Annotated in this window: 21 protein-coding genes and 1 pseudogene; 14 read left to right on the top strand and 8 right to left on the bottom strand. The window is 57.1% G+C overall.

Annotated features, from left to right (window positions below; all coding sequences use genetic code 11):
- The first annotated feature begins 154 nt into the window (after positions 1-154).
- From ACMFWR_RS23340 to ACMFWR_RS23330, 3 genes are all read left to right on the top strand, one after another.
- Positions 155-757: a hypothetical protein gene (locus ACMFWR_RS23340; protein ID WP_413197062.1), complete on the top strand. Its 603-nt coding sequence runs from the start codon at positions 155-157 to the stop codon at positions 755-757.
- A gap of 100 nt (positions 758-857) precedes the next feature.
- A complete protein-coding gene (locus ACMFWR_RS23335; RefSeq protein WP_413197061.1) occupies positions 858-1271 on the top strand; it encodes a hypothetical protein in 414 nt (137 codons plus the stop codon).
- Positions 1272-1311: 40 nt separating this feature from the next.
- Entirely contained in the window at positions 1312-1719 is a 408-nt protein-coding gene (locus ACMFWR_RS23330) for a hypothetical protein (protein ID WP_413197060.1), read from the top strand.
- 31 nt (positions 1720-1750) lie between these two features.
- Here ACMFWR_RS23330 and ACMFWR_RS23325 read toward each other — a convergent pair.
- Positions 1751-1918: pseudogene (locus ACMFWR_RS23325) on the bottom strand (integrase core domain-containing protein); the annotation flags it as partial.
- A gap of 107 nt (positions 1919-2025) precedes the next feature.
- Here ACMFWR_RS23325 and ACMFWR_RS23320 point away from each other — a divergent pair.
- From ACMFWR_RS23320 to ACMFWR_RS23295, 6 genes are all read left to right on the top strand, one after another.
- Positions 2026-2457 (top strand): hypothetical protein, encoded by a 432-nt coding sequence (locus ACMFWR_RS23320; RefSeq protein WP_413197059.1) that lies wholly within the window; start codon positions 2026-2028, stop codon positions 2455-2457.
- Between the two features lie 365 nt (positions 2458-2822).
- Positions 2823-3155: a DUF6984 family protein gene (locus ACMFWR_RS23315; RefSeq protein ID WP_413197329.1), complete on the top strand. Its 333-nt coding sequence runs from the start codon at positions 2823-2825 to the stop codon at positions 3153-3155.
- 126 nt (positions 3156-3281) lie between these two features.
- On the top strand, positions 3282-3683 hold the full coding sequence (locus tag ACMFWR_RS23310; protein WP_413197058.1) for a hypothetical protein: 402 nt from the start codon (positions 3282-3284) through the stop codon (positions 3681-3683).
- Between the two features lie 443 nt (positions 3684-4126).
- Complete coding sequence (locus ACMFWR_RS23305; protein WP_413197057.1) at positions 4127-4432, top strand: hypothetical protein; 306 nt, start codon at positions 4127-4129, stop codon at positions 4430-4432.
- Positions 4433-4556: 124 nt separating this feature from the next.
- Positions 4557-5078 carry a hypothetical protein gene (locus ACMFWR_RS23300; RefSeq protein WP_413197056.1) on the top strand — a complete coding sequence of 174 codons (522 nt, stop codon included), beginning with the start codon at positions 4557-4559 and terminating at the stop codon, positions 5076-5078.
- Positions 5079-5279: 201 nt separating this feature from the next.
- A complete protein-coding gene (locus ACMFWR_RS23295; RefSeq protein WP_413197055.1) occupies positions 5280-5873 on the top strand; it encodes a CC0125/CC1285 family lipoprotein in 594 nt (197 codons plus the stop codon).
- A 226-nt stretch (positions 5874-6099) separates the two neighbouring features.
- On the opposite strand, the gene ACMFWR_RS23290 is transcribed toward ACMFWR_RS23295, so the two are convergent.
- Complete coding sequence (locus ACMFWR_RS23290) at positions 6100-6993, bottom strand: LysR family transcriptional regulator (protein ID WP_413197054.1); 894 nt, start codon at positions 6991-6993, stop codon at positions 6100-6102.
- Positions 6994-7151: 158 nt separating this feature from the next.
- Here ACMFWR_RS23290 and ACMFWR_RS23285 point away from each other — a divergent pair, with 158 nt between their 5' ends.
- Complete coding sequence (locus tag ACMFWR_RS23285) at positions 7152-7580, top strand: ester cyclase (protein WP_413197053.1); 429 nt, start codon at positions 7152-7154, stop codon at positions 7578-7580.
- Between the two features lie 24 nt (positions 7581-7604).
- On the opposite strand, the gene ACMFWR_RS23280 is transcribed toward ACMFWR_RS23285, so the two are convergent.
- Both ACMFWR_RS23280 and ACMFWR_RS23275 read right to left on the bottom strand, forming a co-directional pair.
- Positions 7605-8267, bottom strand: coding sequence for a DUF3313 domain-containing protein (locus ACMFWR_RS23280; protein WP_413197052.1), 663 nt, complete (start codon positions 8265-8267; stop codon positions 7605-7607).
- A 374-nt stretch (positions 8268-8641) separates the two neighbouring features.
- Complete coding sequence (locus ACMFWR_RS23275) at positions 8642-9226, bottom strand: TetR/AcrR family transcriptional regulator (RefSeq protein ID WP_413197051.1); 585 nt, start codon at positions 9224-9226, stop codon at positions 8642-8644.
- Positions 9227-9662: 436 nt separating this feature from the next.
- On the opposite strand from ACMFWR_RS23275, the gene ACMFWR_RS23270 reads away from it, so the two are divergent.
- A complete protein-coding gene (locus tag ACMFWR_RS23270) occupies positions 9663-10328 on the top strand; it encodes a DUF3313 domain-containing protein (RefSeq protein ID WP_413197050.1) in 666 nt (221 codons plus the stop codon).
- 159 nt (positions 10329-10487) lie between these two features.
- Here the strand turns inward: ACMFWR_RS23270 and ACMFWR_RS23265 are convergent, their stop codons facing one another.
- On the bottom strand, positions 10488-10775 hold the full coding sequence (locus tag ACMFWR_RS23265; RefSeq protein ID WP_413197049.1) for a hypothetical protein: 288 nt from the start codon (positions 10773-10775) through the stop codon (positions 10488-10490).
- 339 nt (positions 10776-11114) lie between these two features.
- Between ACMFWR_RS23265 and ACMFWR_RS23260 the strand changes: the two genes are divergently transcribed.
- Both ACMFWR_RS23260 and ACMFWR_RS23255 read left to right on the top strand, forming a co-directional pair.
- The gene (locus ACMFWR_RS23260; protein ID WP_413197048.1) at positions 11115-12170 is read left to right on the top strand and encodes a hypothetical protein; all 1056 of its coding nucleotides are present in this window, start codon (positions 11115-11117) and stop codon (positions 12168-12170) included.
- Positions 12171-12216: 46 nt separating this feature from the next.
- The gene (locus ACMFWR_RS23255) at positions 12217-12621 is read left to right on the top strand and encodes a helix-turn-helix domain-containing protein (RefSeq protein WP_413197047.1); all 405 of its coding nucleotides are present in this window, start codon (positions 12217-12219) and stop codon (positions 12619-12621) included.
- Positions 12622-12746: 125 nt separating this feature from the next.
- Here the strand turns inward: ACMFWR_RS23255 and ACMFWR_RS23250 are convergent, their stop codons facing one another.
- On the bottom strand, positions 12747-13034 hold the full coding sequence (locus ACMFWR_RS23250; RefSeq protein ID WP_413197046.1) for a hypothetical protein: 288 nt from the start codon (positions 13032-13034) through the stop codon (positions 12747-12749).
- A 31-nt stretch (positions 13035-13065) separates the two neighbouring features.
- Positions 13066-13668, bottom strand: coding sequence for a TIR domain-containing protein (locus tag ACMFWR_RS23245; RefSeq protein ID WP_413197045.1), 603 nt, complete (start codon positions 13666-13668; stop codon positions 13066-13068).
- A 1225-nt stretch (positions 13669-14893) separates the two neighbouring features.
- On the opposite strand from ACMFWR_RS23245, the gene ACMFWR_RS23240 reads away from it, so the two are divergent.
- Positions 14894-16324: a tetratricopeptide repeat protein gene (locus tag ACMFWR_RS23240; RefSeq protein WP_413197044.1), complete on the top strand. Its 1431-nt coding sequence runs from the start codon at positions 14894-14896 to the stop codon at positions 16322-16324.
- Here ACMFWR_RS23240 and ACMFWR_RS23235 read toward each other — a convergent pair.
- Complete coding sequence (locus ACMFWR_RS23235) at positions 16272-17087, bottom strand: alpha/beta fold hydrolase (protein ID WP_413197328.1); 816 nt, start codon at positions 17085-17087, stop codon at positions 16272-16274. The genes ACMFWR_RS23240 and ACMFWR_RS23235 overlap by 53 nt on opposite strands.
- Between the last annotated feature and the right edge of the window lie 259 nt (positions 17088-17346).

The following is a 17346-nucleotide window of genomic DNA, read 5'->3' as shown; positions in this document are numbered from 1 at the left end:
CTTGAGTCGGTGCGAGATTCTCGGTTGCTGAATTCAAACTCTGCGCGCAACGACTTCAGTTCGTGCGGCAGTTGCCGATATCAAATCTATGAGCGGACACCGAACTTCGGTGCGTATTCCGTCGTAGTACAAAGATATTAGAGGCAGCAGACCAATGCGAATCATTGACATCAACTCAAAACTGAATATCGGGGCGCTATTCGCTTCAGTCCTTCTGATCACCGGATGCGCCACAAAGCAACCTGCGCCGCAAGTTTCACACGAAGAACAATCTCGTAGTCATGTCGACGGCACTGACGCGTTTGTCGCGGATCCTGATCACGCCAAGATCGTCATGACGACAAGCGGGATGCCTATGTTCGTACGCTTTCTGACGAGCACGTCGGATCAAGCGTGCACGGCGTTTCAGCCAGTGGGAACCGTATTTGATAGTGGCCGAGGCGTAATTCTGCCGGGCATCGCTCATCTCACGGAAAAGGTCAACAAGGCGGTGTTGAGAGCAAAGCCCTCGAGAACGATCATCGCGGAGCCGGGTGTCCCGATTCAAGTCGAGGGCATTTATGGCGATGACACAGATCCCGGCTCGAACTCGTGTGGTCCCTTGGTTTCATCGCTGACACCGGAGAAAGGTCACGTCTACCACGTCAATTTCCATTTCAACGGGAAGCAAAGTTGTGCGCAAAGCACGACGGATGTGACGGATCTTGATCATCCTGTTCACGTCGGTACCTGGCTCGAGTGCGGATCGAAACGCTAAGGGTTGATTGACCCCATACCCGCGAGATGTGCTTGTCCGGCGTTGACGGACAGAACACGCATCTCGCGCCCACCATCGTGTATCTCTTCGAACGATCAAAATGAAGTCACTTGCATCTATCTGCTTAGCTCTTTTCGCATTGCCGGCGGTCGCGGCCGCGCCGAATTGCCAGACTCAAACGATTGACCAGCACACGTCGAAGCTTTGCATCGCTGAACTGCCGTTTCAGCACGATTACTACACGCTGTGGGTCGACAACGCGATGGTCTTGTCATTGCCCGATGACTATGTGGAAGACGTATCGCTCACGCACACCATTCCGGAAGATGCTGGCGTTGAGTTTCCGTTGAGCAAACAAGGCACGCCCACCGTCACGATCAAAGGCGGGTGCCTTCCAGTTAGCGAAAAGCGACCGCTGGGCTCGAAGATGGTCGGCGTCGAAGTCGCTCGCGTTTGCTCGTTCAAGTGGGGCGACCAACAGGTCCTTAAGGACCTTCGATTCAATTTGGAGTGATCGGGACGTTCGACGTCTATCCGCTCAATCGAGACACAACATGAATACCAAGTATCTGGCAGTCGCCTTGGCGGCGCTATCGACACACTGTCTCGCCTACGACTGTCTCGACTCGGACGCGTACAAAAGCGGCGTCGCATCGGCTCGCGAGGCAAACCATAGCAACGGCGTTCAGCTGGGCGTAGCTGTCAAATATCTGCAGAAGACAGAGGGCATTGGCTTTGACCAAGCACTGAAGAAAGTTATGCAGACCTCCTCGCCGGAGATTCTCGCGCAGGATGACCAACTTGCGGATGTGGCGGCAAAGATCAAGGCATCGAAGCCACAGTCCGAAGATGAATGCGTGGCGCTGCTTCAACTGCAACAGCAGTACGGCGCGATTGGTCGTCGCAAGATCGACCTTATCGTGAAGGGTGTGATGGGCCAGGCGAGTCAGTCCGATAACTAGTCTTGTGCCGACGGGGGTGAGATAGAGAATGTTAGCCCAGCGCACTGTGCGGTCGCTCCGTGTTGTACTCGATGCGCCATTGCTCAATCAATCGCCGTGCGTACCGCATCGAGACGAACCATTGCTCGTTCAAGCGTTCGTCGCGGAATCGTCCGTTAAAGCTCTCGATGTAGGCATTCTCGACTGGCTTGCCTGGACGTACTGCGGGGCGTAGCAGCGAGTTTTTGCTCTGGCGATTCGGCACGGTTCTTCGAGGGGTGCGAAATTCAACGTTTTTGTTTTCCAGGAATCGGCTGAAGGTGCTATATGAAAATGGCGTACGCGTTGCTAAGAAAGGGGCGCATTTTTATGCAGAGTTACTCTAAAGCGACCACTGGGCTGTGGGTCGCATCGGGCCCCGTTTACATTGTTGCCGTGGATGCGCCGGAGAATCTTGATAGCATCATTAGGCGTGCACTAGATGGCTCGAAAGAAGGGGTGCAACACCCCAGTCAGAATGAATGGAAGGCAGTTCAGGCGCCGATGCTGGAGGCTGCCGGCGTAAAAAGTTGGACAGCTTTGTCAAAAGGAGCCAAAGCAGTTGGATTGCACAGTGAAAATGGAATTGTAAAAATGACGCCATCTCTGAATTATGAAAATAAAGGCGGAACATCAAATCTCGAGGCCGTTGTTGAACGTGAATTGAAAAATTTCGACCTGGGGAGCGCCTTGGTTGAAGCTTTTGAGGCGTGTCGTTAAGAAGTCGCAGAAACGCGGCAAGATTTTCGACGTATAAGCAGAATGCGAGTCTCGTGTGCCATGGAGCTAATTGCCTTTGCTGAGCGTCCGCCTTCCACAGGTTTTTTGCAGTTCAGACACGGTGGCAAAATGCCTCGAACGGTGTGTCTAGGGATTCGAGTGCGGACCGAAAGGTGGTGCGCACTGGAACGAACGAGGAGGGAATAAAAAAGTGCCGTTCGTTCACCCTAAAACATTTTTTTTCGAAATGCGCCGCTCTATGAAAAGCAATGTGCGGTCGGTACTTGAAGGTCATGCAGCGTTCAATGCAGACCAAGCTTCGCCAACGTTGCGAGTGGTTCCCCACCGAAGTCACCAGGTTAAACATGGCTGCACCGAGAGTATTGAAAAGAGAAGAAAGGGAGCTAATTGCCGCGCTCATCGCCGGAGCGCCTAACGAAGCTCGGCTTCTCGGTGCGCTGGTAGATGCCCAGGTCAAAGAGCTGAACGATGGTGGAATGGGAAGTCTTCGCTTCATCGCGGACGGCGTGATGCCACGCCGTTTTGGAGCGAGGTTGGTAGAAAGACAACTGATTGATAGCGACGGCGTGCCCGTTTCCGTGGCAGTTTACTTAGACGAGTACGGTGACCTTTACGAGTTAGATGTATGGAAGGTTGATTTCTCTCCGGTGAGAAGATTTCCGGATGTAGGTGGGTGAGCTACTGCACTGCCTGAGGGTTGTCGCACTCCCCTTTGACCTTGCGCTCTCGCGTTCGCAACGAATGGATGCACGACCGCCAACGGTACCGAGGAGCCCCGCCCGACGGGCAATGACATTCGAGCGATGAAAGTAGAAATCAACAATCCGCTTCAGTTGTGCATCGAAGTTGTCAAGCTGGATGAACGTATGCCCTCGATGCGAGTGCAAGTAGCAATGGAGTCGGTGCAGTTTGGACACACACTAAGGTATCAAGGGTACATGTGGCTTGATTGCGCCACTTGGGATACCTTTGTTCTCGACCTGAGACGCCTCGATGAAGGGGGTGCCGAGTTGAAAGATATGGGACGCCATTTCACACTTCAAATAAAAATGACGTCCGAGAAGCCGACACTGGTTTGGAGGTTTGAGAACAAGGCTGTGGCGGGCGATGCTGCAAGTGCGGAGTTCCGCGCTCATCTTGATGAAGATGAATTGGGGAGCATAAGAGACCAGTTCGCACAATTTGAACGCTGGTGGTCACTCTAAGGTCGTTAAGAGGATGTGTCCAATGAATGCACCCAAAGGGCTTGGTCGCAGCGCAATAGTTGCTGCGACGTTGGTTGCTCTAACCGCCGCGACATATAACAGTTCGTTCGCTGGGCACGGTACGCCGTCAATCCGACTGTTTACAAGCATAGGGGCAGCGATGTTTTGTATGCTCTGCTTTGCGGCCGCGTGCGCGATCTTTTTGGCCGCATATTTCTTCTTTCGCATGGCGAGTTGTTCAAAACCCGGTCTCACCATACTTGATGCACGTGCCGTCACTGGCATTTCGGTGTTTTCGGACGCGTACTTGAACGAACGAGGAAAGGAAGAGCGAGCTCAGTTTGTTTCTTCGCTTCGATGGTTTGCTGGATGCTGGTTGTGCAGCGTGCTATTGGGTATGACGATGTACTTGGCGTTAGGGGCGAAGTGAGTGCGTCTATATCGTGAGGCACCTTGAATTGAAGCGTCCAAATATTAGCTTTCCCACGGAAGATGAACTTCGAGAGCGGATCGTGCGCCACTTGAGCTGGCGAGGGGATGTTGATTCGGTCGCGTTGATCTGGCATGGATACTTGACCGGATTGGTTGAATGGGGCTTGATTGAGTTGAATGTCTTTGAGCGATTAACATCCTTGCTTCCTAAGCTCGCAGAGCGAGAACTGGTTGAATTGTCGTTGGACGAACCTATCTCCGCGGAGATGGAGAAAGAGATCGAGAAAGCTCGTGGCCTCCGTGAAGATAAAAAGTAAAGAAGCGATTCGGTAATTGACGGCGTAGCGAGCGACGGCAACGCGTCCATATGCAAGCGTCGTACGGCTCGACGAAGTTCACAATGACTGCGACCTCACGCAGCATTGCCCCAAGCGGCAAACAATGAACGCAACCCCCGACATAGAAGCGCTGTTTAAACCCCTTCTGGGCGAAGCCGCATGGCATGTCCGTCACACTCACGGCAGTTGCGTGTTCATCGAATTTGGCACGCCGCATCGGCAGGTGAGGGAACCCCTGCCGACGAGCGAGGGCTTGTCGCCTGAGCAGAAGCTAAGAAGACTGAAACGGAAGGTGTCCTTCCGTGGCGATTGGTCTTTGTTGCTCTTTACATGCCATTGGTCACTACGCGCTTGGGACTTTGCGGCGACGGATGATTCGCGGCCGGCCGAGATCGCGCTTCCGTTCGAGGCTCTCGATGGGCAGTTTCTCAAGTCGGTGCAATACGATGAGGTGGACAAGGCAATGTCGCTGTTCTTCGATCTCGGCGCTGAACTACAGATGTGGCCGAACGCGGATACCGACGATGACGAGGCGCAGTGGACGCTCGCTTCTATCGACAAGGTCTATAGAAGCTTTGTTTCGAGCGGGGCGTTGCAAGTCGAGCAAGGTCGGAACGCTGATTAGAAGCGTTTATCAAATCGCGCTAGAAGCGGCATATTCTCTTTAGTTTTCGAACACTTGCGAACGACGTCTGTAATCGCAACCCGAACACTTAAAGCGCGGCGATGCATTTTGTCTAAAGAATCGAGGTAACGCGCCGTAATTCACGGAGGTCAATCAGAGCTACGGGAATCAGGCGAGATGAGAGCAATCGGATGGCGAGTCGTGTTGGGCGCAGTGGCAGTTAGCGCGGTGGCAGGGTGCAGCACGCCGTACCAGCAGCATGGCTTCACGGGCGGATATACAGATCACAAGATTGACGATCAGACCTACACCGTCCAGTTTTCTGGCAATGGCCACACGTCAAAGGACAAGGTGCATAAGTTCTTTATGTACCGCTGTGCCGAGTTGACGAAACAGGCCGGCTACCAATACTTCACCATCGTTCCGACCGGCACACTCAGCGATGCGGGTAATGCGGTGACCCTGGTGCGGGGTTCGGGCTTCGATCACAGCATGATGCGCAAGGCGCACTACGTGGCGCCGGTGGTGATTTACAGCGGTGGCGTGGGCGTTGCCAACAGATATATGGATAACGCGACGATTCGGATGTTCAACGACGACGCCGTGTTTCCGGCGCGAGTGGTCGGCTGGGATGTCGCTGAGATTCTCGACAATCTCGGCCCCTATGTCCGAACCGACGGACAATCCAACGCAAACCTTCCGCGAGCTTGGGTGTTTGAGCCAGGTAAGCCGAAGACGCGCATCGAAGATCTGCTGCCCACGACGCCGAAGAAACCGGATGCGGCTTCCTCCTGATTGGATGTCGGGACGGTCGGGACGGCGTCGCAAAGCACCAGGCTGACCTGCAAAACCAATCTGATCGACCGCGACGCGCCAGACGGAAATCGCGGTTTGCTGGAGCACTAGCAAACCGCGCGGATTTCACTGAAATGCCGGGTTTCAGCAAATGTTGAAATGTCGCTTTTCAGTGAAATCGTGGGGCGATGCGTCCAACATGGTCAGCCACGCTGCCTGTGACCAATCAAGACGACCCAGGCGTCGCTCCACCACCACCTCCCTGCAACGTCTCCCGCAACAGCGAAACAAGCGGCTGCAAGAGATGCTGAATCTCCTTCCCGCCGCCAATCACTTCCACTTGAATCGGCGGCAATGCGGGCCATTGTTTCGAAGCACGCAGGGTCTTCATGCCCTCGCGCACCTGTGACTTGCTGAGCACCGAAACTCCAAGTCCACCGCCAATCGCCGCGTTCAGGCCGGTCAAGTTGCTGACGGTGCACGTGTTCGTCCATTCCCTTGCCGTTGAATCGAGCGCGGCAGCCATGATTTCCCGGTAAATGCACGGAGGCTGCATCATGATTAGCTCAGCCTGGCTGGCAGGGTTGTCGCGATAGTTTGCGCCGGCAACCCACATCAGCGGCTCGCTCCAGATGACTTGGCCCCGTGATGTCGGCGTCTTTTCAAATGTCCCGACGACAACGACATCGAATTGATCTCGCGCGTAACTGTCGGCCAGGTTCTTACTGGTTCCAGTCGTCAGTTCGATCTGCACGCCAGGAAATAGCGTCTTCATGCGCGACAGCAGGTTGGGTAACTGAATCTGAATCAGATTCTCGGATACGCCAAGTCGCAATACGGAAACGGGCGGGGGCTCGAGTACTTCCCGTGCAAACCCTTCGTAGTGTTCCAACAGCCGCCGTGCGGCGGACAGTACGCGCTCGCCATCGCGTGTGAGCGTTAATGAACGACTCGTTCGCTCAAACACTCGCATCTGAAGTATGTCTTCGAGCCGAAGAATCTTCTGGCTCACCGCCGATTGTGTGCGGCCAACGACGTCGGCCGCGGCAGTAAAGCTGCCTGCTTCCGCGACGGCGACAAACGCTCTCAGCAAGTCGATCTCGATGTCCGGGGTTTTCATCGATCAATAAGCATCGCTACTAGATAAGAGAAAGATTATTCGTTTGTTTTATCGACTGCAAGGTTCGATAGTGGATGGGTCGCGTCCTGATGTGGGATGCAAGCGGTCTGGCACTTCAGGCTGACGTTGCCTGAAGCTAAACGAATGGAGAGAGAGCAATGATGAAGCGAGATGCAGTTTCGATCGTCGAGCGGTTCTGGAGGGACGTCTGGCAAGGCAAAAACCCGGAGGCCGCGGATCATTTGGTGGCCGAGGACTTCGCTATTACGTCCGGCGGCACATTGATCGGGCCGCGAGAGACGTTCAAGCAATGGGTTGCTGCGTTTCTGTCGTCGATCGACGATTTCAATTTCGAAGTCGTCGAGATGTTTCAGAACGAAGCGGGCGATCGCGTCGTCACGCGATGGGTGGTCACAGGAAAGAACAACGGCTTCATGGGAATCGCGCCTTGCCAATCGCCGATTCGGATGACAGGAACGGCCGTGATTCACGTTCGGGACGACGGACTGCTCCAACACAACTGGGTCGAGCGCAACGCGCTGGAAGTTCATCGCGGCTTGCTGGACGGCAAGCAAGCCGCGGTATGAACGCCAGCGTGCTTCCAGACGCCGTCAATTGAAACGGGCGGCCAGTGCTTCTGCGCCCTTGTCGATGCCGGTCTTTGCCGCGCCCAACGATCCGAATGCTGCGCCGATGTTCATGGCATTCGGATACTGATGGGCCACCTCGGCATAAAGCAGTTCGTTGGTTGTCGCGTCGCGGACCTCTACGGCGTAGGTCACGGATCCGCCGAATAGCGCCTTTCCGCCGCGCGCAGCTTGCACGCCGTTGTACAACGTGCCGCCGATATCGAAGTGCGTGAACTGACCGAGGAACGGGGTGGTGCCTTCGGCGCCGGTGAGCGTCAATGTCATTCGCAGCGTGGCGGGTGACGGCTCATGCGCGAGTTCGAATCGCGTGCCGAGTTTCTTCGCGAAGGTGTCGCTCATGTACTTCGCGAGTTCGGTTTTGTCCGTGTCGCTCATGCCGTCGAACTGATTGTCCTGGCCGTGGTAGACGACTACGGGGTCGATCATGAGCTTCTTATACGTCTGCCAGTTGTGCTCGACGTTGTAGCGATACGGCACGCGGTCGGCGTCCCCGCTCATGTTGCTTCGCAAGTAATTCGACGAATCGATGCCCGAATACTTGACCGGCTCCACACTCGAGCACCCCACGACGGCCGTGCATGCAGCAGCGATAAAGAGCAGACGGAACCCGTTTGTGTAAGCCATTCAATACCTCCGGAAAATTGTGTGTCAGGCGGCCGCTACGTACTCGAACAAGCCAAGGGTTGATTTCGGGACGAAGCCTATCATTCGTCAAATTAGATGTAAACCGTCCGGGCGGTTTGTTTGTGGAAAATGTTTTGGGGCCGTATGCGACCGTGAACCTGTGGGAGGGGAAAGGGGAAAGAGGGAGGAGGGAGGAGGGAGGAGGGAGAAGGCAGGTGAGCGACAAGCGAGAGCGTAGGGCGTAGGGCGTAGAGCAGAGAGCGGAGAGCAGAGAGCAGAGAGCAGAGAGCAGACAGCAGACAGCAGGAGAGGAGGAACGAGAGAGGAGAGGAGAGGAGAATCGCGCGCCTCCGCCTCGGAGGCGCGCGCAGAAATCAAGACTTCGACGCTTGCGACGAATCCAGCCGTGCCCAGTAGTCCTCGTCGAGCAAGCGGTCGTAAAGTCTTTCGCGTTGCTTGTTGCTCAGATGATCGAGGCCAAGCAGCGAGTTATATGCGAGCCCACGCGCAGCTGCGAGGCGCAGAAGCGCGAGATCCGGATCCGGCGCTTCCTTTTTGATCTGCTTCGTTCGGGCTTCGTCCGCGATCCGTACGGTTTCGAGAAGCTCTGCGTCCTCAACAAGGGCAGCCAGTATCGCGCGCGCAACGGAATGCGGCTGATTGATCGACTCACGAAAGATCGCGATCTGCGCGGCAAGCACGGGCTCGGAGCGCGTGTCGCCTTCCTTGGCCATAAAGGCGTCGAACAGTCGATCGTACGATTCCCGTTGATGCTCGAGCAGCGCAATCAACACGCCGTGCTTCGAGCGGAACTGATGCAACAGGCCGCCTTTGCTGATGCCGCTTTCCTTGGCGAGAGCGTCGAACGTGAGTCCGCCCGGACCATCGCGCGTCAGGATGACCAATGCGGCTTGAATGGCGATGCTGCGCGAACGCTCGGAGCGTGAGGCGTTATCCATCGTGTGTCGAGTGTTGTGTTTCGGATTCGGAGAGGTCCGGCCGGGATCGGCGACGGCTCTGGCCGGATGCGATCGGTAAGAGCCGGATTCTAGCAAGTTGTCTGATTTTTTCTCGCAAAGCGCGCAGCCTTGTGGCGATCGAGCGTCCACTGGCCTTGCTTCGGTTGCGGCCGGCGACGCGAGGGTCACCGATATCGATCGCTGGACAGCAAGGGCCTGAGCGAGGCGCAGGTACGACGCGCAGGTACGACGCGCCGGCGTCGCCGCACTGGCGTAAAGCACGGATAGCATCATGCCTAAATTCTCATAAACCGTCCAGCCGGTTTGTAAAGTAAAGAAAAGATGCTACGCTTCGGTCGACCGCTTGGGGACGTCACAGCACAGATGACGTCATGGCAGCAATCCACGCTGACCCGGTCAACAGAAGAGCCCTTTCATGAAAAAGATCCGAGCGCTGCGACGTGCGATGGTCATGATGTCGTTCATCACGTTCCCCGGGTTCGCGAGCCTCTATCCAATTCCGCATTCGAGCCTGGCATCGCTACGCGATGCACATGGCACTGCGATTGATCTTGATGGCGCCGCGCCTTCACGCGCCAGCTCGCGCGTCGACTGGTTCACGTACGACCGGTTGATTCTCGATCCCATCGATGTCTATCGCGGCACCGACAGTCAGTTTGTTGGCGTCAGTGAGGGCGAGAAGACGCAGCTCTCGCAGTACATGTATCGTCGATTCGCCACAACGCTGGCGCAGCGATTCGCACTGACGACGAATGCAGCTACCGGAAAAACACTTCGCGTTCATCTGGTGCTTGCGGGTGCTGAGGTCAGTCCGTTTCTCGCGAGCGCGGTCACTTGGCTCGACTATGCGGGTGGTTTGTACAACATGACGCAGGCCATTTTCGGCGGACACAGCGCGTATTCCGGCTCGGTCAGCTATGCCGTGGAGATATTCGATGCGTCCAATGATCACCTGCTCGAGGCCTATGTGACGCGACAGTATCCGGGTGCGCTCGACATTGCGGCCATCTTCAGGCCGCTGGGTGCGGCCAAAGCCGGCATCGACAAGGGCGCTGACGCGCTTCTTGCTCAGATCCGATGAGGGCGTTGTAGGGAGCGAAAAAATCGCGGTGTACGGTAGCAAGCGGGCGAGCGAGCTTGAATCCCACTGCCCACAGCTACCAGGCAACCACAGCTAGCAGCCAACCAAAGCTACCCGGGCGAACACCCCATGCTCCGGCTTCCTGCGCACTCCGATCACTTAACCTCCTGCCTTGATCGCAGCCACCGCCTTATTGCGCTCCGCCTTAGCTTCCGCAACGGTCTTCTTATATTCGCGATCGGCCTCGCCCTCGATGCGATCGTATTCCTTCTGAGCAGCCGCAACCTTGTGCTTATAGACCTGATTCGCCTTGAGCACGGCATTGCGTTCGGCCACAAACGGGTCGGTTCCAGCGCTCGCATCTTTAGCGGGTGCGCTTTGCGACCAGGCCGGCGACGACAGGCACGCGATGAACAGGCATCCCGCACTGATCCACGATTTTTTCATCTCACGCTCCTCTTGGGTGGTTTTGAGTCGGTCGGCACGCGACGCGTTGCGCTCGTGGCGCACACGTATGCATGCGCGAATTCTCATACCAAAAGCGTGAGGGCCAAACGAGTTTCAGTGTCTTCAGGGGCGTTTCCTCAAGCACGCTAACGAACGAGCGTCGATAGGCGATAAAGCGATTGATCTTCGAGAGGCAGCGTGAAATTTTATAAGGGCGTCTGAAAGGTACTGAGACGAAGACCGAACCGAAACACGCGCCTGTAGTCGCATAGTTTTTCGATACCGGCGATTCGCGCGTTAGTATTCCGCTCCCTCACGAGCCGTGTGCGAGTCATTACGATGACGACGAATCCCTACAAGAACGCGAGCCGGCACGCAACGAGACGAAGCGAACGATGTGTTCGTGCGACGCATTGGGCACGCACGATCGCGTTGTTGTCGATCGGAGTCAGCGCGATCTGTGCGACGAACGTCGCTCACGCACAGGAGTTTTCTTTGTTCGCCGGTGGATCGCGCGCGAGTAACGTCAACACGTACACATGGGCGTTCAACTACCAGGAAGGGCTAGGCGAGTACTTTGCAGCGAGCTTCATGTGGCTCAACGAAGGCCACATACCGGACCATCATCGCGACGGACAGGCGGTGCAGTTCTGGGCACGCCTGCCTCTCGATGAGCGTCGCTTTGTCCTGCAGGCGGGGCTGGGTCCGTATCGCTACTTCGACACGACAACGGCGCAGCAGGGCGGCAGTTATTCGGATGTGCACGGGTGGGGCGTGGTCTATAGCCTGCGTGCGATGTACTACGCGTCGAGTCGATGGATCACGCAGCTCGAACTGAATCGGGTCCACGTGCAGCGCGGCCCGGATTCAACGGGTGTCATGTTGGGTGTCGGATATCAGCTCGATGCGCCTGACGGACCCGGTCCGAGAGACTGGGCATTGCCGCGTTCATCGAACGTCACGAACAACGAGGTGACGGTCTATATCGGCAAGACGATCGTGAATTCGACAAGCTCGCCGGTCGCGCTCGCGGGGGCGATCGACTATCGCGTCGGCTTGCTGAAGTGGCTCGATCTGACGGTAGGGTATCTGCATGAGGGCAGTAGCGATATCGCGCGTCGCGACGGCATCACGTCTCAACTCTGGGCCACGCGAGCGTTTCTCGATGACAAGGTGACCCTGGGCGCCGGCGCAGGCGTGTACTACGCGATCGACGAGAACGAAAACAGCCCGTCACCGGGGCCAGGCGACGGCAAGTTCTCAGGGCTTGTATCGATCTCGGGTACATATCGCTGGACCGATCACTGGGACACACGTCTGACGTGGAATCGCGTGGTCACTCACTACAACCGCGATACGGATGTGATCGTCGCGGGGATCGGATATCGGTGGTAGCAGCACCAGGGCGGGGACGCGTACGGTGACCGACAGGGAGGTTCGTATGGCCCACGAGACGGACGAATTGCCAACCGTGGTACGGCGGATGAAGGCCGGGCGCATGCTGGTCGCCGGCGCGACGGTCAAGGAGGTGGCCGACGCGCTGCGGATGTCGCCGGTGACGGTGCGTCGTTACCAGCTGATCGTTCAGGCGGGCGGGCTCGACGCGCTCAAACTGATCGGCGTCGGCGGCCGTGCGTCAGCGCTGGATCGGGAGGCACTCGACTGGATCGCTCAGGCGCTTCAGGGGTCGGCACGCGTGCACGGCTTCGACAGCGATGCATGGACCAACTCCCGTCTGCGCGAGGTCATCGAGGCGAGGTTCGGCGTGCGCTACTCCCGCGTGTACATCTGGCAAATCGCAACGAACCTCGGTCTGGGGCACTGCCTGGCTAAATCGACCCGCTAGCCGGCGAGGCGTCACAACGACACGCGGCGGCTTTGCCCCGTTCGCCACCGCCTCGATACTCGTGGGCCTGGTACTCGACGTCCCTGCACCCATCGCCCTCCGGAGCACACCTTGTGTCTCAGGGCTCAACCACCCGATCCGCGCGCCGCAGCCACAGCCTTCTTGCGCTCATCCTTGGCGTCAGCCACCTTCTGATCGAATGCGTCTCCGGCGGCGTCAACTTTGTCGTCGTAGACCTTCTGCGCAGCGGCCACCTTTTGCTTGTAGGCGTCGTTGGCCGCCGCGATTGCATCACGTTGTTTGACGAACGGATCGTTGCTCTGAGCCTGGTTGGCATCGGACGCTGCCTGTGCCCAGCCCGATGTGGAAACGAGACTGCACGCGACGAGTGTCGCGAACGCGATTGTCTTCATGACGTGCTCCTTCTAGCTCGGGATCCTGTGCTTACATCGCGGCTGCTTCTGCCAGCCGGACGAGCGACCTGTCGCTCGCTTCGTCGGCGTGCTCGATCGACTCGAGCGCGCGCTCGACCCATTGCCCGAGATTGCGTTCGCCCCAATCGTCGGTCCACCGGTAGAAAGGGAAAATCGACGACAGCAGCCACGGACCGTTGCCGTCCATCGCATACGGCACGGCATAGCGCGGTACCGACGACGACGCGCGCGCAGCCTGCCACTTCTGCACGACGGGGTTGAATTCCTTGAGCCAGAGCGTCTGCGCTTCCGCTTCGGCGGACAGGAATTCGAGCGTGTTGCGACCGCGCACGGCACGTAGCTTCCGTTCGTCGCGAATGCAGCTCACGTCGACGACCATCATGGGCGTGCCGCGTATGAACGCGCGCATCACTTCGAATTGAATCCACCGCTGGCTCGCGGTGTGGGGGCCGTTGAGGATGACAAGAACGTTCCCCCGGCTTGCGCTGGCCGGACTCGGGCGGCCTTGAATCCGGCCGTCGCGCGCGGTTTGCGCCCGCCACGCCTGCTCGACTTCGTGCGCGCGGTGTGTGTCGTGCTGCGAATCGAATATCAGCTGAATCGTTGTATGCATTGTGTGCTCCGTAGAGATTCCGCGATTCCGGCTTATTTGGCGAATTGTCGACACGAATCTAATTGGCGCTGGCTGGACCTTTTTCGTCACTCGTTTTTGACGTCCAATAAGCGAGCGGTGCTTTTTAACATGTCGTCTTTTTAGTCTAAACACACTTTTCACAAATCATACAAGTGTTTGTCAGCGTGCTAACGAATTGGATACACGTTAACAATCAAGTGTATTTGCACATAACTCTTAAAAAGATAATGGACGACGTCAAGGTCCGGGTGGGGGCAATTGCATCGTGCGCCAATGAAAGCGGTAGCTGTTACCTGTATTTTGTATGCATAAATAAAACAGGAACTCACTCTACGAGGATTTGATGAGGGCAGATTGGACGTGAGTGCATTGGGGTTACAAAAGATTCCACTCGTTCCATTGTGTCAGACATCTGTCTACCCGGTGAGAAAAGACTCTGCTCGAACGCCTGTTTCATAGACATTACTTTTCTTTCATTCGACGATGATTCATTTCAACTCGTCTCGCGAAAATGATCAATCGAGTAGAGTGATTTTCCGGTAGTGTGAAAGTGGTTATTTTTTGCGATTATCAAGTTTTATGCCAAATGAAAATTGCGTGGTCAGCTATTTCGGATTATTGCAATGAGCGTGGTATTGGATACAACGGAGTACTCAAAGTGCGATTATTTTGGGGTTTCGGACCGAAAAACACTGAGGCTGCATACAATCGTGGTGATATATCAATTGAATAAGGGTGTTCGACCGGGGTTTTTCGAAGTGCGTGCCGGTGACTGGTCTCGTCAGTATTCCGAGGTTTAAATGGCGGGCAAGAAGGGCGTGCAACCTGCATGGCATCGACATGGCATGAATCGTTTCACGTCGCGTATCGGTCGGCGCGCATCGCCGAACGGAGAGCGGTGATCACATCACCGACCGCAACGGCCGATCGCGAGCTCTGACCGCAAGCCCTAACCGCAACCCACGTTCACCCCCTTCAACCCACTCACCACTTGGTTCACCGAAGCATCACGCCACCGCATCCCGCCTTTCCATCCCTTACCACTGAAAGCCCCCGAAACACGAGACCCCCGTATCTCGGGCCTCCTCGCCCCGCGGTCGCTTTCAATTAACTCCACGTAACCTTCGACTTCCTGAGCGATGGCCTCAGGGGTCGATCGCGCTGCTATGGTGGGCGCGCCTGGCCAAGGAGCGTCACTCATGTATTGGCCGGAGCGATTCATGACTTCGATAGCCACCGTATGGATGCCTTGTTTGACGCAGCGCTGCTTCATCACCGCTCGGGCCGGCTCGAAGCGGCCGAAGCGATGTACCGGATGATTGTCGAAGCGAGCTCATCGCATGTCCCTGCGTGCGTGCATCTGGCTCGCTTGCTGATGCGGCGCGGAGGCTTCGACGAGGCGATTCGCTGGCTGCGCTGGGCGGTGGCGGAAGCGCCACACCAGGTGGACACCTACCGCCATCTCGGACTTGCGTATGCGAGTTCGAGGCAGCTCGACGACGCACTCGATGCCTTCTCGAAGGTGCTCGAGCATGAGCCTGACGATGTCGGCACGCTGCAAATCGTGGCGAACCTTCAGCAGGCGCTGGGCCATGCCGAAGCGGCACGCGCAACGTTTCTGCGTACGCATGCGTTGCAGCCGCTGTTACCGATTGCCGCGAGCCGGCAACCTCCCGAGTTTCGCGCGCTGCTGCTCTTTGCACCGGGCGCGGGCAATACGCCGATTGACTTTCTGATTGAAGGTGCGCCATTCGAGAGCCTCGTGCTCAACGTGCTGCCCGACGTCGATCACGATTGCGATCGCTTGCGCGACGCGGCGGACGTGGTCGTCAATCTCGTCGCGGATGTCGACCTGGGTCACGGCTTGCTGTCCGATGCGGCTCGATTGGCCGAGCGCATCGGCCATCCGGTGGTCAACGAACCTGACCGTGTGGCTCTGACGGACCGCGAGACGGTTGCCCGGCGTTTGTTGGGGATCGAGGGGTGTGTGGTCCCGCATGTCAGGCGTCATAGCGAGGCCACACTCGAACGTCATGCCCAAGGAGCGGGTTCGGTCTCGATGCCGTATCCGCTTCTCGTGCGTCCGGCAGGCAGCCATGGCGGCGTCGATTTTCACAAGGTCCGCGACGGGCAACACCTCGCCGCCGTACTCCAGCAAACCGATGCGGCGCGCTACTACGTGACGCAATACGTCGACTACCGTTCAAGCGACGGCTACTTCAGGAAGTATCGATTCCTGTTTGTCGGCGACGACATCCTGCCGTATCACCTGGCGATCGGTGACATGTGGAAAGTGCACCACGCCACGACCGATATGATCGATCACCCGTGGATGCAGGAAGAAGAGCGCGTGTTTCTCGGCAATCCGCGGACGGTGTTCGGCGCGGCGCAGTTCGCCGCGCTGCATGCGATCCGTCAGCGCATCGGTCTCGACTACTTTGGTGTCGACTGCGCACTTGATCGGTCGGGACGCGTGGTCGTCTTCGAGGTCAATGCATGCATGCTCGTGCACGGTCACAACGCGGCGTTTCCGTACAAGACGCTCGCGGTCAATCGCATCCGCGAAGCGTTTCACGCGCTGCTCAGGCGCAAGGCGATGTGTGCTCGCCGAGAAATGCCAGCAACACACGATTGAACACCTCGGGGCGCTGGATCGGTGCGAAGTGGCTGACACCAGGCAGTGTCACGAGTCGTGCATAGGGCAAGGTCTCGGCGAGATACGCCGCATGCTCGGGCTTGATGAACTCGTCGAGTTCACTCTGCACGATCAGCACGGGCACGTCGATCTTCGCGAGATCTTCAGCCGAGTAGTTGGGCTGTGTGCGCTCCATCAACGACACGGCTTCGACGAACGCTTCGAATTGATCGGGCGTCGCCGAGAGCCGTGCGTAGTCTTTCTTGTGCCGGTTAAAACACCGTTCGATGACGGTGTGCGGCCACTGAATCTCCTTCGTACCGCTTGGGTCCATATTGCAGCCGAAGAACAACACGCTCGTCGCGCGTGACGGTGAATGCTCGCCCAGCAGTAAGCCCGTGCATGCGCCGTCGCTCCAGCCGACGATGGGGGCTGCTTCGATCTTGAGCGTATCCATGACGGCGATCACGTCGGTGCCCATCCGTTCATAGCTGTAGGGCCGTGCGTCCCGCGTGCTGTGTCCATGTCCGCGGCTGTCGATCGCAATCGGGCGATATCCGGCTTCAACCAGGGGCTGAATCTGCTTGCCCCAGTTACCGCTGTGTCCAAGTCCACCGTGCAGAAGGATGACGGGCTTGCCCGAACCAAACGACGCGTACCAGATGCGGACCCCGTCGTGCTCAACGAAGCCGTGGATATCGGAGGCGGGAAGCGACACGCCGTCCGCTTCGAATCGAATCAGTTCGTCGTCGTGCGTTTCCATGGCATGGGTCACGGTGGAGTTGAATCGCGCGAATAACACGGTCTGCGGACGGGCAGTATAGGTGCCGATGCATTCGAGGTGTAGTGCGTTGTTTGACGCGAATTCGACAAGCATGCGCCTCGGATACCGTTCATGTCGAATGTTCGGAGTCTGATGTATGACTAGTGGCAGATAGTCATTTCGATCAGGAACGCTCTGAAATCCCATTGGGACTTCGTTTTTTGCAAACGCGCCTGCGTCTGAAATCCGTAGCATCCGC

This window comes from Pararobbsia alpina, from assembly GCF_965118125.1.
GTDB classification, from domain to species: Bacteria; Pseudomonadota; Gammaproteobacteria; order Burkholderiales; family Burkholderiaceae; genus Pararobbsia; species Pararobbsia alpina_A.
This window is presented reverse-complemented; position numbering and strand designations above follow the sequence as displayed.